Origin of the sequence: Citricoccus sp. CH26A (genome assembly GCF_000224415.1) — a bacterium.
In the GTDB taxonomy this organism is placed as follows: Bacteria; Actinomycetota; Actinomycetes; order Actinomycetales; family Micrococcaceae; genus Citricoccus.
On the sequence record NZ_AFXQ01000018.1, the window covers coordinates 22,051 to 39,329 of the forward strand.

Genomic DNA, 17,279 nt, shown 5'->3' on the forward strand with positions numbered 1-17,279 from the left:
AGATCACGGTCGCCGTGGATGCCGCCCGGGAGTCGACCACGCGGGCCGGCGGCGCCGGCGTCCCGCAGCCCCGGCCGGAGTCCCCGGCCGCCCCGGTCCCGGCCGGACCGGTCACGATGGCCAAGGCCCTCAACGCGGCCCTGGCCGATGCGCTGTCGGCCGATGCCGGCGTCGTGGTCTTCGGAGAGGACGTGGGCACCCTCGGCGGAGTCTTCCGCATCACCGACGGGCTGGCCGCCCGGTTCGGCACGGACCGCTGCTTCGACACCCCGCTGGCCGAGTCCGGGATCGCCGGGATGAGCGTGGGCATGGCGATCAACGGGATGCGCCCGGTCATCGAGATGCAGTTCGACGCCTTCGCCTACCCGGCGTTCGAGCAGATCGCCTCGCACATCGCCAAGATGTCCAACCGCACCCGCGGGGCCCTGCCCATGCCGATCGTCATCCGCATCCCGTACGCCGGGGGCATCGGCGGCGTGGAGCACCACTGCGACTCCTCCGAGGCGTACTACGCGCACACCCCGGGGCTGAAGGTCGTCACCCCGGCCACCGTGGCCGACGCCTACCTGCTGCTGCGCGCGGCCATCGACTCCGACGACCCGATCGTCTTCATGGAGCCCAAGAAGCTGTACTTCTCCAAGGACCGGGTGGACCTGGACGCGCTGCGCGAGCAGTACGAGTCCGGGGCCGCGTCCGGCACCGGTCCGCGGGCGGCCGTGGAGTCCGGCGGGGCCGCCATCGCGCGCACCGGCAGCGACGCCACCCTGATCGCCTACGGGCCCTCCGTGCCCACCGCCCTGGCCGCGGCCGCCGCGGCGGCGGAGGAGGGGCGCTCGCTCGAGGTGGTGGACGTGCGCACGATCGTGCCGTTCGACGACGCCACCGTGTCCGAGTCCGTCCGCAGGACCGGACGGGCGATCGTGATCTCCGAGGAGTCCGGCTTCGCGTCCGTGGCCTCCGAGATCGCCGCCCGGGTCCAGGAGCGCTGCTTCCACTCACTGGCCGCACCCGTCCTGCGGGTGACCGGCTTCGACATCCCCTACCCGGCGCCGAAGCTGGAGCACCACTTCCTGCCCGGGGTGGACCGCATCCTGGACGCCGTCGACGACCTGCAATGGGAGGACTGAGATGACTGTCCGCACGTTCCTGCTCCCGGACCTGGGAGAGGGCCTGACCGAGGCCGACATCATCCGCTGGCTCGTCTCCGCCGGGGACACGGTGGCCGTGGACCAGCCGATCGTCGAGGTGGAGACGGCGAAGTCCCTCGTGGAGGTGCCCAGCCCCTTCGGCGGCATCGTCACCACGCTGCACGCCGAGGCCGGCACCACGCTGGACGTGGGCAGGCCCCTGGTGTCCGTGGAGGACGGGACCGGGCCGGGTGCTCCTGCCGCCGGTCCCGGATCCGCGGGATCGGCGGCCGCCCCGACCGACGCCGACTGGGCCGGGACCGTCCCCGTGGAGGGGGCCCAGTCCTACACCGAGGAGGAGCGGGCCGGCGCGCACCCGGAGGCGGCGGCCGAGGCCGGTGTGGTCGCCGCGGATGAGAGCGGTCCCGACGCCGAGGACGACGGCGGCTCCGGCAACGTGCTGATCGGGTACGGCACCCCCGGGGGTGCGGCCAGGGGCCGGACCCGGCGCCGGAAGGGGACGGGCGGCGGGCCGGCGACCGCCACCGCTGGACGCGCGCCCCAGGGGCCGGCCGGTACGAGGGACGACGGGCCGTCCACGCACGCCGTGTTCGCCCAGGCCGCAGAGCAGGCCCCTGCCGGTGACCGAGGGGCCGGTGCACCGGATGCCCCGGTGGGGCGCCACGACGACGGCCAGCGGCACGCCCCGCGCGTGGTCAACCCGCTGGTGCGGAAGCTGGCCCGTGACCATGCGGTGGACCTGTCCGCCGTGCGCGGCTCGGGCCCCGGCGGACTGGTGATGCGCGCGGACGTGATGGCCGCCGTCGGGATCGCCCCGGAGAGCGAGGGCGTCCCCTCCGCACCGCCGGCCGGTGAGGCCGCGCTCGCGGCGTCCGCCGGAGCGGCGGGTCCGGCCGGTGCAGCGGCCCCGGCCGGGGAGCTGGACGCACGCACGGGACTTGGTGTGGCCGGCGTCGAGAAGGTGTCCGGTGTGCGCAAGGCGACCGCGGCGGCGATGTCCCGATCGCGTCGGGAGATCCCCGAGGCGACCGTGTGGGTGGACGTGGACGTCACCCCGCTGCTGGACCTGCGCGCCGCGATGAAGGCGCGCGGGGACGAACAGGTCCCCGGCGTGCTGGCGTTCGCCTCCCGGTTCGCGCTCGCGGGCCTGGCGAAGTACCCGGCGCTCGCGCAGCGGTTCGAGGAGGACGGCGAGGGCGGACACCGCATCGTGTCCTTCGACGGCATCAACCTCGGCGTCGCGGTGCAGTCCGACCGCGGGCTCGTGGTGCCCTCCATCCGCGGCGCCCACCGGATGAGCGCGCGGCAGTTGCAGGCCGAGTTGCGCCGGGTGACCGAGCTGGCCCGCTCCGGCAGGGGCACGCCGCAGGAACTGTCCGGCGGGACGTTCACCATCAACAACTACGGCATCTTCGGCACGGACGGTTCCGCGGCGATCATCAACCATCCCGAGGTCGCGATCCTCGGGATGGGGCGGATCATCGACCGGCCGTGGGTGGTGGACGGCCAGCTGGCCGTGCGCAAGGTGATGCAGCTGTCCCTGGTGTTCGACCACCGCGTCTGCGACGGGGGAGAGGCCGGCGGCTTCCTCCGGTTCGTGGCCGACTGCTTCGAGAACCCGGTGGGGCTGCTGGCGGACGTGTGATCGGTGGGGCACTGCGGGTGGGCGCCTCCACCGCAGTGCCCCACCGTCGCCCACCGGTGTCCTGGACAGGCCGGACCCCGTGGCCTGGCCCCGGGCCGACACATTGTGTATCAAATTGTTGACAATCCAATGAGGCGCATGCCCTAATGAGGGGAGAGTACGAGGGTCTCGCCGCCCGCGCGGCAGTGCTGAGGCCCTTCATCCTTCGACCTTCCAGGAGTGGGGCATGAGCGGCGTCGTCGTCACGGACATCTCGCGCACGGACGGGGCGGTGGTCGACGCCCTGGCCCGGCACGGGGTGGCCACCGTCCATGAGGCGATGGGCCGCACCGGCCTGGCGGGTCCGTCGCTGCGGCCGATCCAGCAGGGCGTGCGCATCGCGGGAACGGCCGTGACCGTCATCGGCCAGCCCGGTGACAACCTCATGATCCACGCGGCCGTCGAACAGGTGCGCCCCGGTGACGTCCTGGTGGTCACCACCACCTCGCCCTCGGTCGACGGTGCCTTCGGTGACCTCTTCGCGACGGCGCTCAAGGCCCGCGGCGTGCGCGGCCTCGTCACCACGACCGGCGTCCGGGACACCCAGGACCTGCGGGACATGGACTTCCCCGTCTGGGCCGCCGCGGTGTTCTCGCAGGGCACCGTCAAGGCCACGGGGGATCGGTGAACGTGCCGGTCATCGTCGAGGGGGTGCGGGTCGAGCCCGGTGACGTGGTCATCGCGGACGACGACGGCGTCGTCGTGGTCCCGCAGGACCACGCCGCCGAGGCCTTGGCCGCCGCCGAGGCGCGCGCGGCCAAGGAGGAGGCCGACCGTGCGGCCTACGCCGCCGGCACCGAGCTGAGCCTGGACCGCAAGGGACTGCGTTCCCTCCTGTCCGAACTCGGCGTCGAGTACACCACCCAGGCCGAGTACCGCCGTGGCCGGTGATCCCGTCCGCGACGGCGTCCCGTGCATGCTGATCCGCGGCGGCACCAGCAAGGGCGTCTTCTTCCTCGCCACGGACGTGCCGGAGGACCCGGATGAGCGTGACGCGCTGCTGCTGCGGATCATGGGCACCCCGGACCCCGCCAGGTCGACGGGATCGGCGGGGCCCACCCGCTGACGAGCAAGGCCGCGATCGTCTCCCGCTCGGAGGTGGCCGGCATCGACGTCGACTACCTGTTCCTCCAGCTCGGCGTGGACGAGGCTGTCGTCGGCACCACGCAGACCTGCGGGAACCTGCTGGCCGGCGTCGGCCCGTTCGCGGTCGAACGAGGCCTCGTCGACGCCGAGGCGTCCACGACCTCGATCCGGGTCCGCATGCTCAACACCGGCGACGTCGCGACCGCGACGTTCGCCACCCCGGACGGCCGGGTCGACTACGACGGCGACGTGGGCATAGACGGCGTGCCCGGCACCGCCGGCGGGATCCGCCTGGATGTCGGGGCGGGACCGGAGCGCTCGCTCCTGCCCACCGGCAACGTCACCGACACGATCGACGGTCACGAGGCCACCCTCGTCTCCAACGGGATGCCGGTCGTGTTGCTCCGCGCCGCGGAGTTCGGCGTCACCGGCGAGGAGGCTCCCGAGGACCTCGAGTCCCGTCCCGGACTGGCCGAGGCCCTCGAGGGCGTCCGCCGGCAGGCGGGGCCGCTCATGGGGCTGGGGGACGTGACGGGGCAGACCGTCCCGAAGATGTTCCTGCTCTCCGCGCCCCGCGCCGGCGGCGCCATCTCCACCCGGGCCTTCATCCCGCACCGGGTCCACGCGGCCATCGGCGTGTTGATGGCCGCGTCCGTCGCCGCCGGGATCCGCCTGCCCGGTGCGGTCGGTTCCGAACTCGCCGTGCTGCCCGACGGCGGCCCGGACCTCATCGAACACCCTTCCGGCATCTTCCCCGCCCAGGTCAGCGTGACCTGCGACGACGAGGGGACGTGGCGCGCCACCAGCACCTCCGTCCGGACCACCCGCAAGATCTTCGACGGCCGGGTCTTCCCCCGGCCCCGCCTCTGAAAGGACCCCGCCATGGCACATCCCGAGAACTTCGACCTGGCCCACATGGGCGCCGTCGAGCTCTTCACCCCGAAATTCGAGGAGAGCCTGCACTTCTTCCGCGACCTGCTGGCGATGCGCGAGGTCGAGCGCATCGGTGACTCGGCCTACCTGCGCTGCTGGGACGAGTACCAGCAGTACTCGCTCAAGCTGACGGCGTCGGACACCAATGGCGTGGGACGCACGCTCTACCGCGCGACCAGCGAGGACGCCCTGCAGCGGCGCGTCGCCGCGATCGAGAAGACCGGGCTGGGCCACGGCTGGCGCGACCCCGAGGTCGGCGTGGGCCCCTCCTACGAGTTCGAGGACCCCGACGGGCACCTGATGGCCCTGTACTACGAGACCGAGCACTACGTGCCGGACGACCAGGACCGCCCGGCGCTGAAGAACCAGGCCGCCGCCTACCCCGGACGCGGCATCAACGTCCGCCGTCTGGACCACATCAACTACCTCGCCAGCGACGTCACCGCCTGCGGCGAGTTCTGGAGTGACGTGATGATGTCCCGCGAGTCCGAGCGCGTGGCGCTGGACGACGGCGGGTACGGCGCCCGGTGGTTCCGCTTCCACCAGAAGTCCTACGACGTCGTGTACTCCGCGGACTGGACCGGTGAGCGGGGCCGCTTCCACCACTTCGCCTTCGCCCCGGACAGCCGCGAGGACATCCTCCGGGCGGCCGACATCTGCCTCGAGAACGGCATCTACATCGAGTACGGGCCGTACAAGCACGCCATCAACCAGACGTTCTTCCTCTACGTGTGGGAGCCGGGTGGCAACCGCATCGAGTTCGCCAACGCCCAGGCCCGCCTCATCCTGGACCCGGACTGGCCGGTGGTGGAGTGGTCCGAGGCCGAACGCGCCAAGGGCCAGGCCTGGGGCATGAAGACCGTGCCCACCTTCCACACCCACGGAACCCCCTTCGTGGAGAACCAGGAGGAGATCGACCGAGCCGCCCTGGAAGGACGGGTCCACTGATGATCATCGACGTCCACGGGCACTACACCACGGCGCCCGCACCGCTGCAGCACTGGCGCGACCAGCAGGTCGCCGCGCTGTCCGGCGGTCCGGAGCCGGACCCGGCCGGACCGGTCATCACCGATGACCAGATCCGCGAGACCATCGAGAAGAACCAGCTGCGGCTCATGGACGAGCGCGGCATCGACCTCACCGTCTTCTCCCCGCGCGCGTCCTTCATGGCCCACCACGTGGGGGACGTCGAGACCTCCCGGGCGTGGGCCCGCATCTGCAACGACCTGTGTGCCCGGGTGGCAGAACTCTTCCCCGGTCGCTTCGCGCCCGCGGCCATGCTCCCGCAGTCTCCCGGCGTGCCCACGGAGACGGTCCTGGACGAGATGACGCGCTCCGTCGAGGACCTCGGCGCGGTGGCGGTCAACCTCAACCCGGATCCCTCCGGCGGGCACTGGACCTCGCCGCCGTTGACCGACGAGTACTGGTTCCCCGTCTACGAGCGGATGATCGAGCTGGACGTCCCGGCGATGGTCCACGTCTCCACGTCCGTGAACCCCGCCTTCCACACCACCGGCGCGCATTACCTCAACGCCGACACCACGGCGGTCATGCAGCTGATCCAGGGCGACCTGTTCTCCCGGTTCCCCGGGTTGCGCCTGGTGATCCCGCACGGTGGCGGCGCCGTGCCGTTCCACTGGGGGCGGTTCCGTGGGCTGGCGATGGCGTTGGGCAAGCCGGAGCTCTCGGAGCACCTGCTGGGGAACGTCTACTTCGACACGTGCGTGTACCACCAGGCCGGCATCGACCTGCTGCTGGAGGTGGTGCCCGCCGAGAACGTGCTGTTCGCCTCGGAGACGGTCGGGGCCGTGCGGGACATCGATCCGTGCACGGGACACTACTTCGACGACACGCGACGGTACGTCGAGGCCGCGGGCCTGGACCCGCAGACCCTGGCGCAGATCCAGGAGGGCAACGCCCGCAGGGTGTATCCGCGCCTGGCACGGTGGCTGTGAGAGGTGCGGGGTCCAACTCCCGGTGACGTGCCCGCCCGACGACGCCCTCACCCTCGCGCCGGACGCGCGCCGTCCTGGAACGCCAGGAGGTCCCGTTCGGCGGTGAGCAGCGGTCGACGACCAGGATGGCCCGGTCCCGAGAGTCAATAAACGCGACATTGTCCATTCTTCGCGTCGAGGCTGGGCGCTTTGCGCGACAAGAACCGTGGAATTGACTATTATGACGTGATGGCGATCACCACCCCGGCCCCCACCGACGACACCTCGCGCGCGGGGCTGCAGGCCGACGAGCTCGACCCCGTCGTGCTCGGGCGCCGACTGCGGCACCTGCGCAAGGAGGCCGGGCTGACCCTCGACCAGGCGGCGGAGGCGGTGGGGGCCACCGGCTCGCACCTGTCCCTGATCGAGAACGGCAAGCGCGAACCCCGGTTGACCCTGCTCTCCCGGCTGGCCGCCCTGCACGGGAGCTCCGTGGAGGACCTGTTGGCCACGGAGGCACCGAGCCGTCGGGCGGCACTGGAGATCGCGGTCGAGAAGGCCCAGCGCACCGAGCACTACGCGAGCCTGGGGCTGCCGCAGATCAAGATCTCCCCGCGCACTCCCACCGAGGTCCTGGAAGTGATCGCCGGCCTGGAGGCCGAGCTGAACCGGCGGATGGAGGAACAGGCCGCCACCCCGGAGGAGGCGCGCCGGGCCAACTCCGAGCTGCGCCAGGAGATGAAGGAACGCAACAACCACTACCCCGAACTGGAGCGCCAGGCGCAGCAGTTGTTGGACGCCGTCGGGCACTCCGGGGGACCGTTGAGCCATCATGCCGCCGCCGACCTGGCGGAGCACCTGGGTTTCTCGGTCCGCTCCGTGTCCAACCTGCCGCACTCCACCCGCTCGGTGACGGACCTGAAGAACCGGCGGTTCTACCTCTCCCGCGCGCGGAACCCGGACCACGACCAGCGCTCGGTGCTGCTGCAGGCCATCGGCGCGTACGTGCTCGGCCACGGTGAGCCCGTGGACTACTCGGACTACCTGCGCCAGCGGGTCTACACCAACTACTTCGCCGCGGCACTGATGATGCCGCAGAAGGAGACGGTGAAGTTCCTGAAGAACGCCAAGGCGGAGAAGGACCTGGCCATCGAGGACGTCCGGGACGCCTTCGGCGTCTCCTACGAGTCCGCCGCCCACCGGTTCACCAACCTGGCCACCGAGCACCTGGGCATCACCTGCCACTTCCAGAAGGTGCACGAGTCCGGGATCATCCACAAGGCCTACGAGAACGACGGCGTCTCCTTCCCCGCCGATCACACCGGCGCCATCGAGGGCCAGCAGGTCTGCCGGAACTGGACCTCGCGGGAGGTCTTCGGCGTGGGCGACCGGTTCCGTGCCTTCAACCAGTACACGGACACCCCGGCCGGCACCTACTGGTGCACCGCCGTGGTGGAGGGCCACTCCTCCGGGTTCTACTCGTTGTCCATCGGGGTGCCCTTCGACTCGGCCCGCTGGTTCCGCGGCAAGGAGACCACCGCCCGCTCCGTCTCCCGCTGCCCGGACCCCTCCTGCTGCCGGTTGCCCTCGCCGGACCTGGAGGCCGAGTGGGGCGGGCACGCCTGGCCGGCCGCCCGCGCCAACGCCCACTTGCTCGCGGCGATGCCCTCCGGGGCGTTCCCGGGAGTCGACGAGGTGGAGGTCTTCGAGTTCCTGCGCGCCCAGGAGGGGTGACCGGCGGCCGGCCGCCCCCGACCTGCCGTGACCTGCCGCGACGCGAAGGGGAGAAGCCTAGGGCATCTGGGCGCACATGTCTCGCAGATGTGAGAAAATGGAGGACAGCCAATCTCACGGAACGCGTCCGGCCCGAGGGTGGGACCGGACTCCGGAGGAGTGGCCTTCGCCCTGAAGGAAAGAGACGTGTACATGCAGTTGACCCCCGGCAAGCTCGTTGTTCATCCCCACCACGGTCCGGCGACCGTCACCAACACCTTCCAGCGCACCGTGAAGGGCGCGGAGGTGACCTACATCGAGCTGACGATCCGGAGCAACAACCTCGTGGTCTCCATCCCGGAGGCGAGGGTGGAGGAGATCGGCGTCCGCGAGGTCTACGACCGCGCCCACCTGCGCAGGCTGCTCGAGGTCGTCCAGGAGCCCACCGGCGTCGAGGAGAAGCAGTGGTCCCGCCGCATGAAGGCCAACCAGGAGAAGGTGGCCTCCGGACTGCTCGAGCAGATCGCCGAGGTGGTCCGCGACCTGGGCCGCCGCCGCGACACCAAGGGCCTGTCCATGGCGGAGAAGGACATGTTCCGCAACGCCCAGGCCCCGCTCGTGGCCGAGGTCGCCCTGGCCCTGGAGATCACCGAGGACGAGGCCACCGAGGTCCTGGAGGCCGTGGCCAACGGCGCCTCCCTGGACGAGCTGGGCTTCGCCGAGAACACCGCGGACGCGGAGCCTGCCCTGGCCTGAGTCCCGGGTCGCGGTCTCTCCGCGCAACACGACGAGAAGCCCCGTTCCCCGTCAGGGGATCCGGGGCTTCTCGCGTTCGCGGGTCACTGTTGGCCGAAGACCGCCGGTTCAGCGGGTCCGGCGGTGGATGGACTTGTAGCTGAGGTAGGCGCTGAGCCCCTCGAGCCCGTACTCCACGCCCATGCCGGAGTCGTGCCGGCCGCCGAACGGCGCGGAGTGGTTGGACCCGAAGAAGTTGATCCCCACGGACCCGGAGTCCACCCGGCGGGCCACCTCCAGGGCCCGCTCCTCGTCGGCGCCGAACACGATCCCGCCCAGGCCGAACTCGGTGTTGTTGGCCAGCTCGACGGCCTCGTCGGCGGACCAGTCGCCGGAATCGCCGGCGTCGTCGTACCTCAGCACCGAGATCACGGGACCGAAGATCTCCTCCCGTGAGATCCGCATGTCCGCGGTGACGTCCGCGAACACCGTCGGCTGGATGAACACGCCGTCCTCCAGCCCGGCCCCGAGCGATCCTCCCGGCACCGCGGCACCGCCGGTCACCGCGCGGGCGCCCTCGGCGTGGGCGGAGTCCACGTACTCCATGACCGTCTCGTACTGCGAGCGGGTGGCCACCGGCCCGAACACGGTGGTCTCGTCCAGGGGGTCTCCCTGGCGGCCTGCCGCGATCGTCTCGCCGACCATCCGCACGACCTCCTCGTACCGGGAGGCCGGGGCGATGATGCGGGTGGAGATGTAGCAGGTCTGGCCGGTGTTGCGCATGCAGGAGCGCACCAGCACGGCGGACATGGCGTCCAGGTCGGCGTCCGGCAGCACGATCGCCGAGGACTTCCCGCCCAGTTCCAGGGTCACCGGGCGGAGCAGCTCACCGCACGCCGCGGCGATCTTCCGGCCCACCGGGGTGGACCCGGTGAACGCGACCTTGTCCACGCCCGGGTGGCGCACCAGGGCGTCCCCGAACCGTCCCGGACCGGTCAGCAGGTTCACGACGCCGGCCGGCACTCCCGCGGCCTGCACCGCGTCGATGACGAAGCGCAGGGACAGCGGCGTGGGGGAGGCCGGCTTGATGACCACGGTGCAGCCTGCCAGCAGGGCGGGGGCCAGCTTGATGACCACCAGGTTGATGGGGAAGTTCCACGGGGCGATCAGCGCGCACACCCCCACCGGGTCCTTGTCCACCACGGACTCCGCGCCGCCGGCGGGGAAGGGCCGGACGTCGTCGTGGTCCAGCCAGTCCGCGAGGGTGGCGAAATAGCGGAAGATGCCCGCCGCGTTGGCGGCGGCGCCGCGGGTCTCGGAGATCGGCGAACCGTTCTCCCGGGTGTTGGTCAGGGCCAGCGGCTCGGCGCGGGCCTCGATCTCCTCCGCGATCCGCACCAGGTACCGCGCGCGCTCGGCGGCGCTCAGCGCCCCCCATCCGGACAGTGCCGCCCGGGCGGACCCGACGGCGGCGTCCAGCTCCGCGCCGGTGGCCGCCGGGACCGAGCCCCAGGCCTCGCCGGTCGCCGGGTCGGTGACCGGGGTGCGCTCCGGGGCGGCGGCGGGGACGTAGGCGCCGTTGATGAAGAAGTCGTCCACGTGCGTGTACGGCAGCTCCAGGGCGGCGCGGCGTGCCTTGGCGTCGGTCGCGGCGTGGGCGCGGGCAGGGACGTCGGCAGTCGTGCTCATCGCAGCACCTCCGTGCGCAGCAGGCCGCGGGTGCGGGCCAGGTCGGTGCTGGCCATCTGCACGGCCGCCCCGGTGATCAGTTCGGGCAGGATCTCCCGGTCGAGCCGGTCGGTGTAGGTGGCCGGGTTCATCCCGAACCACGAGGAGGACACGCACACCCCGGTGATGTCGAAGCGCCACAGCCGGTCGGCGTCGCGCACGAGCGCGTCCTCGAGAGAGTAGGCGACCTGGCGGGTGTCATGGCCGTCGATGATCTCGCAGACCCGTTCCACGAACTCCGCGCCATAGCCGAGCCCGGGCAGGACGCGGCGGGCCACGTCGCAGCCCCTGGCCTCGTGTTCGTAGCGGATGGCGGCCTTGCGCCAGTCCCCCTGGAAGCCCTCGGAGATGATCCGGGACTCGTCCACGTGGGCCCAGCCGGTGTCGTGCAGGATGATCGTGGCCAGCACGAGCTCGCGGTCGGCCTGCGGGTAGGCGTCGCACAGCCGCTGGGCGTAGGCGGTGGAGGTCGGCAGGTGGATGTCGTTGGACCGGGTCCGGGACTCCGGTTCGATCGCCGCCCACAGCGCCTCCAGGCCCACGGCCGGGGAGGTGGAGATGGGGGCCGTGTCCACCGGGCCGGTGGCGGGGATGGGACGCTCGGGGTAGGCCTCGGTGAAGGCCACGGCGCGCGGGTCCCGGGCGTGCTGGCCGGGATCGGCCGCCTCCCAGGCGGGGTGGTCCTGCCGGGGCTGGCCGGCCCGCGTTGCCTGCTGGTCGGTGGGGTTCATGCGGAGACCTCCTGGACGTGCCGGTCCACCACGAGGGACTTGAGCGGGACGGCGGGGTCCGCGGCGGCCGCGGCGGGGATGTTCTGTCCCTTGCCGAGGGCGCTGCGCACGGCCATGAAGTCCAGCGGGGCGTTGACGCAGTCCGCGGCGATGACCTGGCCGTCGCGGTAGTACAGCACCGAGAACTTGCCCTTGGCGTCGTCCCGCCGCACCACGGTGGAGTCGTAACCGAGGGTGAGACCGGCGATCTGCAGCTTCAAGTCGGCCTGGTTGGACCAGAACCACGGGATGCCCGCGTACTCCTCCCGGCGCCCGGTGAGGGAGTAGGCGGCGATCTTGGCGTGCTCGATCGCGTTGTTCACGCTCTCCAGCCGGATCCGTTCGCCCTCGGGTGCCCCGGGGAGGGGTTCGGCATGTTGGCGACGTCCCCGACGGCCACGGTGGTCCCGTCCGAGGCGACCGCGTGGCGGTCCACCACGATCCCGTTGTCCACCGCCAGGCCCATCTGCTCGGCGAGTTCGGTGTTCGGGACGACGCCGATGCCCACGAGCACCAGCTGGGCGTCGACCACGGTGCCGTCCTCCAGCTCCACGCCGGCGACCGTCCCGGCGCGCTCACCGGTGCCCTCCACGAAGCGAGTCATGCGGGCACCCAGCCGGATGTCGATGCCGCGGCCCCGGTGGGCCTGCAGGAAGTACTCGGAGGTGTCCTCGCCCACGGCCCGGCCGACCAGGCGGGGTCCGTACTCCATCACGGTGACGTTCTTCCCCATGCCGTGCAGGGAACAGGCCGCCTCCAGCCCGATGAACCCGCCGCCGACCACCACGGCGTCCTGGACGTCGCCCAGGCGGGCCTTGAGCTCCAGGGCGTCGTCGGCGCTGCGCAGGTAGACCACGCCGTCCAGCTCCGCGCCCTCGATCTCCAGTCGCCGGGCCCGGGCGCCGACGGCCAGGGCGAGGCGGCGGAACGGATAGCGGGTGCCGTCGGCGGCGACGGCCACGCCGGAACCGTCCTGGGTCCCGTCTGCAGCGGTGTTCCTCTCGATCCGCTCGATCCGGGCGCCCTTGACGAGCTCGATGTCGTGCTCGTCCCAGTACTCCTGGGACCGGAAGATCAGGTTCTCCTTGTCGACCTTGTCCTGCAGGAACTCCTTGGACAGGGCGGGGCGCTGGTAGGGGCGGTGGTCCTCCTCGCCCAGCAGGGTGATGTGCTCGTCGAAGCCGGTGCCGCGCAGGGAGATGGCCAGCTGGACGCCGGCCTGGCTGGCGCCGATGATCAGCAGGCCCGTCTCGGCCCGCTCGGTGGTGGGGGTGTTCATGGGAACTCCTGGATCGGGTCCCGGCGCGGGGCCGGGACGCTCGGTCAGACCTGGGTCTCGGGGGTGGTCACGTGCAGGTCCATGCCCTCGGTGACCTTGATCTGGCAGGACAGGCGCGAGTTGTCCCGGCGGTCCTCGGTGGTGCCGTAGAGCATCTCGTCCTCCATCTCGCTCATCTCGGGCAACTGCTCCACCTCGTCCTCCCGGACGAAGACGTGGCACGTCGCGCAGGACAGGGAACCGCCGCACTCGGCGACGATGCCCGGCACGCCGTTGCGCACGGCGGTCTCCATGACGGAGTCGCCCACGTTGGCGTTGATGTCGATGGTCGAGCCTGCGGCGTCGGTGTAGTGGATGGTCGGCATGATTCCTCCTAGATGAACTGGCGGCCGCCGTCGACGACCATGGTCTGGCCGGTGATGTACCCGGCCTCGGGCGAGGCCAGGAACAGGGCGGCGCCCACGATGTCCTCGGGTCGGGAGGCCCGCTTGATGGACCCGCGGTCCACCCCGTAGGTTTCGGCGTCCTCCATCAGCCCGTAGCTGGCCTCGGTCAGGGTGAAGCCGGGGGCGATGGCGTTGACGGTGATCTCCCGGGCACCGAGCTCCTTGGCGAGGACCCGGGTCAGGGCCACCACGCCGCCCTTGGAGGCCACGTAGTGGGCCCAGTGGGCGGAACCGGAGTAGACGGTGGCGCTGGAGAGGTTCACCACGCGGGCGCCGGTGGACAGGTACGGGCTCACGGCCCGGGTCATCATCCACGGCCCCTTGAGGTTCACCCCCATCACCAGGTCCCACTCCGCGGGGTCGATCTCCTCGAAGGGCGAGCGGGTGACGGTCGCGTAGATGGCCGCGTTGTTGACCACGACGTCGATGCCCCCGTCCCCGAACTGCGCCACCTGCCGCGCCAGGGAGGTCACGGAGTCCAGGTCCGTGACGTCCACCTGGAAGGCGGCCGCCGTGGCCCCCGCCTCCTCCAGGGACCGCACGGTGGCGTTGGCTCCGTCGAGGTTGATGTCGGCGACGGCGACCCGGTCACCCCGGACGGCGAAGCCCTCGGCGAACGCCCGGCCCAGGCCCCCGGCGGCGCCGGTGACGAGCACCGTGCGCGGCCGGCCGGCCGGCGTCGGGGGCTGCGGGGCCTCCGGCTGGGACTCGGGACGGACCTCAGACATGGGCCGGCTCTCCCGCGGCCGCCGTCTCGGGGGTGCCGTGCGGGTGCTGGTGGCTGTGGGCGCCGGGGCCGGCGACCTGCGGGGCGGCGTTGGGGCCGTCCAGGATGGTCACGGTGCCCTTGGTGCCGTCCACGCGCAGCCGCTGGCCGGTGACGATGGAGGTCGAGGCGCTGCCGGTGCCGGTGACGGCGGGCAGGGCGTACTCGCGGCAGACGATCGCGGCGTGGCTCATCATCCCGCCGATGTCCGTGACGGTGGCCTTGATCTTGCCGAAGACCGGCCCCCAGGACGGGGCCGTGACCGGGGCGACCAGGATCTCGTCCTGCTGGATCTGGGCCAGGTCGTCGGAGTCCATGATCACGCGGGCCACGCCCTCCACCACGCCGGGGGAGGCGGCCATGCCCTTGAGCACGCCCTCGGTGCCCTCCTCCCCGGCGCCGAGCCAGGACTCGACCTGCTCGGTGGTGATGCCCCACAGCATGCGGGTGAACGGTTCGGTGATCGAGGCCGGCGGGGTGTTCAGGGCGGCGGCCGGGCGGGCGGTCTTCAGGGCCGCGACCAGGGCCGTGCGCTCGGCGATGATCTCGGGCCAGTAATCCGGGCCGACCGGTCCGGAGGGGGCGCCGACGCCCCAGCCGGTGGCCAGGTCGAAGAGCACGTCCCGGACCTCGTTGCGGCGCAGGTACAGCAGGTCGTCCTCGTGCTCCCAGAAGCCATAGCCGTGCAGGGTGCGGGAGAGCTCGCGGACCTTGCGCCAGAACACGCCCATGGTCCAGTGCTCGATGTAGAAGTTGTGGTTCTCCACGTAGGGGTAGGCGGTCGCGGCCAGGGAGCGCTTGGCGTCGAAGGCGGCCAGCTGGTCGCCGTCGAGCAGCTCGCGGTACTCCTCGACGATCCGGTCCTTCTCCGCGACGAGTTCGGCGGTGGGGCGCATGATCGTCTGGCCCTCGTCCAGGCGGCGGATGTAGTCCGCGATGTAGCCCAGGGGGATGTCCAGGTGCTCGTTCCAGTACTTGTCGTGCCCGTAGAAGCCGTTGCCCACGGTGAAGTTGAACCACGGGTCCTGGGCCTCGGCCCAGCGGTCCAGCCAGCGCTGCCCGCCGTCCGCGGCACCGATGGCACCGAGGGTGGCCTCGACGTCGTCGGGACGGGCGAAGTGGGACTGCAGGCCCAGCTCGACGGCCAGGGTGGCCAGCGCCTTGAGCTCGTCGTCCGGACGGAACAGCTCCATGTCCACGCCCTGGACCATGGTCGCGATGGACTGGTCCGGGATGTCCGGGAAGACCTCCTTGCAGTAGTTGAAGAAGTCCAGGTAGGCGATGTAGCCCAGGTTCAGGAACTCGAAGTGGTACTGCCAGTTCTGGTACGCCAGCTGGATCAGCCGGTCGTAGTTCTCCAGCAGCACCTCGGTGCCGTCCTTGGCCTTGCCGGAGGTGATGTCCTCCATGGAGACCATGTCCGGCAGGGGCTTGAACTCGAGGGTCTCCATCTCGTCGATGGTCCCGCGGACCTTCCTCTTCCACTGCTCCAGCAGGGTGTCCCAGTTCTGGAAGTAGTGGCCCACGCGGGCCTGGAACTCGGGCACGCGCGCGGCGATCTCCTGCTCCGGCACCGGGATGGGGGACATGTACAGGTAGCCCAGGTGCACGCGGAACTCGATGCCGTTGGCGTTGGGGATCATCAGGTGCCGGGCGTTGTACTGTCCCAGGCACTTGACCGCGAACTCCCCGCCGATCGTCTCGAAGGGCTTGAACACGGTGGGCCAGTGCTGGGAGTCGCAGAACCAGAACTTGGCGTCGTCCTCGTCCTTCCGCTTCTCCTGGAAGGTCAGGTAATAGGGGTAGAGCTTCTCCCAGCCCTCGGCGCCGGCGGGAACCGGCAGCTCGGAGGGCTTCGGGAAGGACTTCTTGGCAGTCATGGGTCTCTCCAACGTGGGATACCCGGAAGGATCCGGGGCGGGTCGTCAGGTGGGTGGGTTACTTGCCGATGCCGGTGAGCGAGGAGGTGATAGAGCTCAGGTCGAAGCCGCCGGGAGCCGCGGGCGTGGCCGGGGCCGGCTGGGCCGCGGCCTGGCCGGCGGTGCCCTTGCCGTTGGAGTGCACGGTCTCCGGGCGGGACTGCAGCAGCAACAGGTTCTCCCCGTCCGGCAGGTCCGCGTCCAGAGCCCACTCGATGTCCTGCGGGCACTTGTAGTGCTTCTCGGCGCGCTTGGCCATCTGGGCGACGGCGGTCAGCTCGGCGTCCGTGAGGCAGCGGATGTCCGCGCGCTCGGCGGGGACCTCGCGTTCCACCAGGGACTGGGAGACCGGGTCCGGGACCAGCTCGGCGTGCTTGTCGCCCAGGTGCTCGGTGACGACCTGCAGGGTGATCTTGTCCATGAGGATGTTGTCCGGGGTGACCTGACCGGAGACCACCATCTCCCCGACGCCCCAGGAGGCGTCGATGGTGAGCTTCGACCGGTCACCGTTGGCGGGGTTCATGGTGATGGCCACCCCGGCCACTCGGGCGTTGACCATCTTCTGCACCACCACGGCCATGGACAGTCCCTCGTTGGGGATGTTGTTCTTCAGCCGGTAGATGATGGCGCGGGAGGTGTACAGCGAGGCCCAGCACTTCCGGATGTGCTCCGTGACCGCTTCCCGGCCCGTCAGCCACAGGTAGGTGTCCTGCTGGCCGGCGAAGGAGGCGTCCGGCAGGTCCTCGGCCGTGGCGGAGGACCGGACGGCCACCGGGACCTCACCGCCGCAGGCGTCCATCAGCGTGGCGTAGGCCTCGACGACGGCCGCACGGGCGGCCTCGGGTACCGGCCGGCTGCACAGGTCCTCGCGGATGGCAGCCGAGACCCGGTCGACCTCGGCGACGTCCTCGGCGTCCAGGCCCTCCAGCAGGGTGTGGACGTGCTCGGTGATGCCGGCCTCGCGGACGAAGGCGTCGAACGAGGCCGTGGTGACCACGAACCCGGGAGGAACCGGCATGCCGGCCGCCGTCATGGAGACCAGCGAGGCACCCTTGCCACCGAGGGTCTCGAGGGCGGGCTCGCGGCCGTCGTCGAACGACTGGATGTAGGGGTTGAGCGTCATGATGGAGTCCTGGTC

General features: G+C 71.2%; 16 protein-coding genes and 1 pseudogene. 9 read left to right on the forward strand and 8 right to left on the reverse strand.

Features of this window, described 5'->3' with window-relative positions; genetic code table 11:
• Positions 1 to 116 precede the first annotated feature (116 nt).
• The 9 genes and pseudogenes from CITRI_RS0111345 to CITRI_RS17500 all read left to right on the forward strand — a co-directional run bounded on the left by CITRI_RS0111345 (position 117) and on the right by CITRI_RS17500 (position 9,254).
• Entirely contained in the window at positions 117 to 1,127 is a 1,011-nt protein-coding gene (locus CITRI_RS0111345) for an alpha-ketoacid dehydrogenase subunit beta (RefSeq protein WP_141566084.1), read from the forward strand.
• 1 nt (position 1,128) lies between these two features.
• Positions 1,129 to 2,793 carry a dihydrolipoamide acetyltransferase family protein gene (locus tag CITRI_RS0111350; RefSeq protein WP_010144930.1) on the forward strand — a complete coding sequence of 555 codons (1,665 nt, stop codon included), beginning with the start codon at positions 1,129 to 1,131 and terminating at the stop codon, positions 2,791 to 2,793.
• A gap of 226 nt (positions 2,794 to 3,019) precedes the next feature.
• On the forward strand, positions 3,020 to 3,460 hold the full coding sequence (locus tag CITRI_RS20615) for a 4-carboxy-4-hydroxy-2-oxoadipate aldolase/oxaloacetate decarboxylase (protein WP_010144931.1): 441 nt from the start codon (positions 3,020 to 3,022) through the stop codon (positions 3,458 to 3,460).
• Complete coding sequence (locus tag CITRI_RS20620; protein WP_010144932.1) at positions 3,457 to 3,723, forward strand: hypothetical protein; 267 nt, start codon at positions 3,457 to 3,459, stop codon at positions 3,721 to 3,723. Before CITRI_RS20615 ends, CITRI_RS20620 begins: the two co-directional genes overlap by 4 nt.
• Before the next feature lie 25 nt (positions 3,724 to 3,748).
• Positions 3,749 to 4,788, forward strand: a pseudogene (locus tag CITRI_RS0111365) (PrpF domain-containing protein).
• A gap of 12 nt (positions 4,789 to 4,800) precedes the next feature.
• A complete protein-coding gene (locus CITRI_RS17495; protein WP_010144935.1) occupies positions 4,801 to 5,799 on the forward strand; it encodes a VOC family protein in 999 nt (332 codons plus the stop codon).
• The gene (locus CITRI_RS0111375; RefSeq protein WP_010144936.1) at positions 5,799 to 6,806 is read left to right on the forward strand and encodes an amidohydrolase family protein; all 1,008 of its coding nucleotides are present in this window, start codon (positions 5,799 to 5,801) and stop codon (positions 6,804 to 6,806) included. The genes CITRI_RS17495 and CITRI_RS0111375 overlap by 1 nt, the downstream gene beginning before the upstream one ends.
• Before the next feature lie 228 nt (positions 6,807 to 7,034).
• The gene (locus CITRI_RS0111380) at positions 7,035 to 8,519 is read left to right on the forward strand and encodes a helix-turn-helix transcriptional regulator (protein WP_010144937.1); all 1,485 of its coding nucleotides are present in this window, start codon (positions 7,035 to 7,037) and stop codon (positions 8,517 to 8,519) included.
• A 192-nt stretch (positions 8,520 to 8,711) separates the two neighbouring features.
• The gene (locus tag CITRI_RS17500; RefSeq protein ID WP_040386317.1) at positions 8,712 to 9,254 is read left to right on the forward strand and encodes a CarD family transcriptional regulator; all 543 of its coding nucleotides are present in this window, start codon (positions 8,712 to 8,714) and stop codon (positions 9,252 to 9,254) included.
• 108 nt (positions 9,255 to 9,362) lie between these two features.
• On the opposite strand, the gene CITRI_RS0111390 is transcribed toward CITRI_RS17500, so the two are convergent.
• From CITRI_RS0111390 to CITRI_RS0111420, 8 genes are read right to left on the reverse strand one after another with little or no spacing between them, the layout of a single operon-like run.
• Positions 9,363 to 10,922 carry an aldehyde dehydrogenase gene (locus tag CITRI_RS0111390; RefSeq protein WP_010144939.1) on the reverse strand — a complete coding sequence of 520 codons (1,560 nt, stop codon included), beginning with the start codon at positions 10,920 to 10,922 and terminating at the stop codon, positions 9,363 to 9,365.
• Positions 10,919 to 11,692: an HD domain-containing protein gene (locus CITRI_RS0111395; RefSeq protein ID WP_010144940.1), complete on the reverse strand. Its 774-nt coding sequence runs from the start codon at positions 11,690 to 11,692 to the stop codon at positions 10,919 to 10,921. The genes CITRI_RS0111390 and CITRI_RS0111395 overlap by 4 nt, the downstream gene beginning before the upstream one ends.
• The gene (locus CITRI_RS20230; protein ID WP_010144941.1) at positions 11,689 to 12,054 is read right to left on the reverse strand and encodes an oxidoreductase C-terminal domain-containing protein; all 366 of its coding nucleotides are present in this window, start codon (positions 12,052 to 12,054) and stop codon (positions 11,689 to 11,691) included. The genes CITRI_RS0111395 and CITRI_RS20230 overlap by 4 nt, the downstream gene beginning before the upstream one ends.
• Positions 12,051 to 13,010, reverse strand: a complete 960-nt coding sequence (locus CITRI_RS17505; protein ID WP_010144943.1) for an NAD(P)/FAD-dependent oxidoreductase — start codon at positions 13,008 to 13,010, stop codon at positions 12,051 to 12,053. The genes CITRI_RS20230 and CITRI_RS17505 overlap by 4 nt, the downstream gene beginning before the upstream one ends.
• 44 nt (positions 13,011 to 13,054) lie before the next feature.
• Complete coding sequence (locus CITRI_RS0111405; protein WP_010144944.1) at positions 13,055 to 13,375, reverse strand: 2Fe-2S iron-sulfur cluster-binding protein; 321 nt, start codon at positions 13,373 to 13,375, stop codon at positions 13,055 to 13,057.
• 8 nt (positions 13,376 to 13,383) lie between these two features.
• Entirely contained in the window at positions 13,384 to 14,184 is an 801-nt protein-coding gene (locus CITRI_RS0111410) for an SDR family NAD(P)-dependent oxidoreductase (protein ID WP_010144945.1), read from the reverse strand.
• Positions 14,177 to 16,102 carry a PEP-utilizing enzyme gene (locus tag CITRI_RS0111415; RefSeq protein ID WP_010144946.1) on the reverse strand — a complete coding sequence of 642 codons (1,926 nt, stop codon included), beginning with the start codon at positions 16,100 to 16,102 and terminating at the stop codon, positions 14,177 to 14,179. Before CITRI_RS0111415 ends, CITRI_RS0111410 begins: the two co-directional genes overlap by 8 nt.
• A gap of 58 nt (positions 16,103 to 16,160) precedes the next feature.
• Entirely contained in the window at positions 16,161 to 17,264 is a 1,104-nt protein-coding gene (locus CITRI_RS0111420) for a PEP/pyruvate-binding domain-containing protein (protein WP_010144947.1), read from the reverse strand.
• Between the last annotated feature and the right edge of the window lie 15 nt (positions 17,265 to 17,279).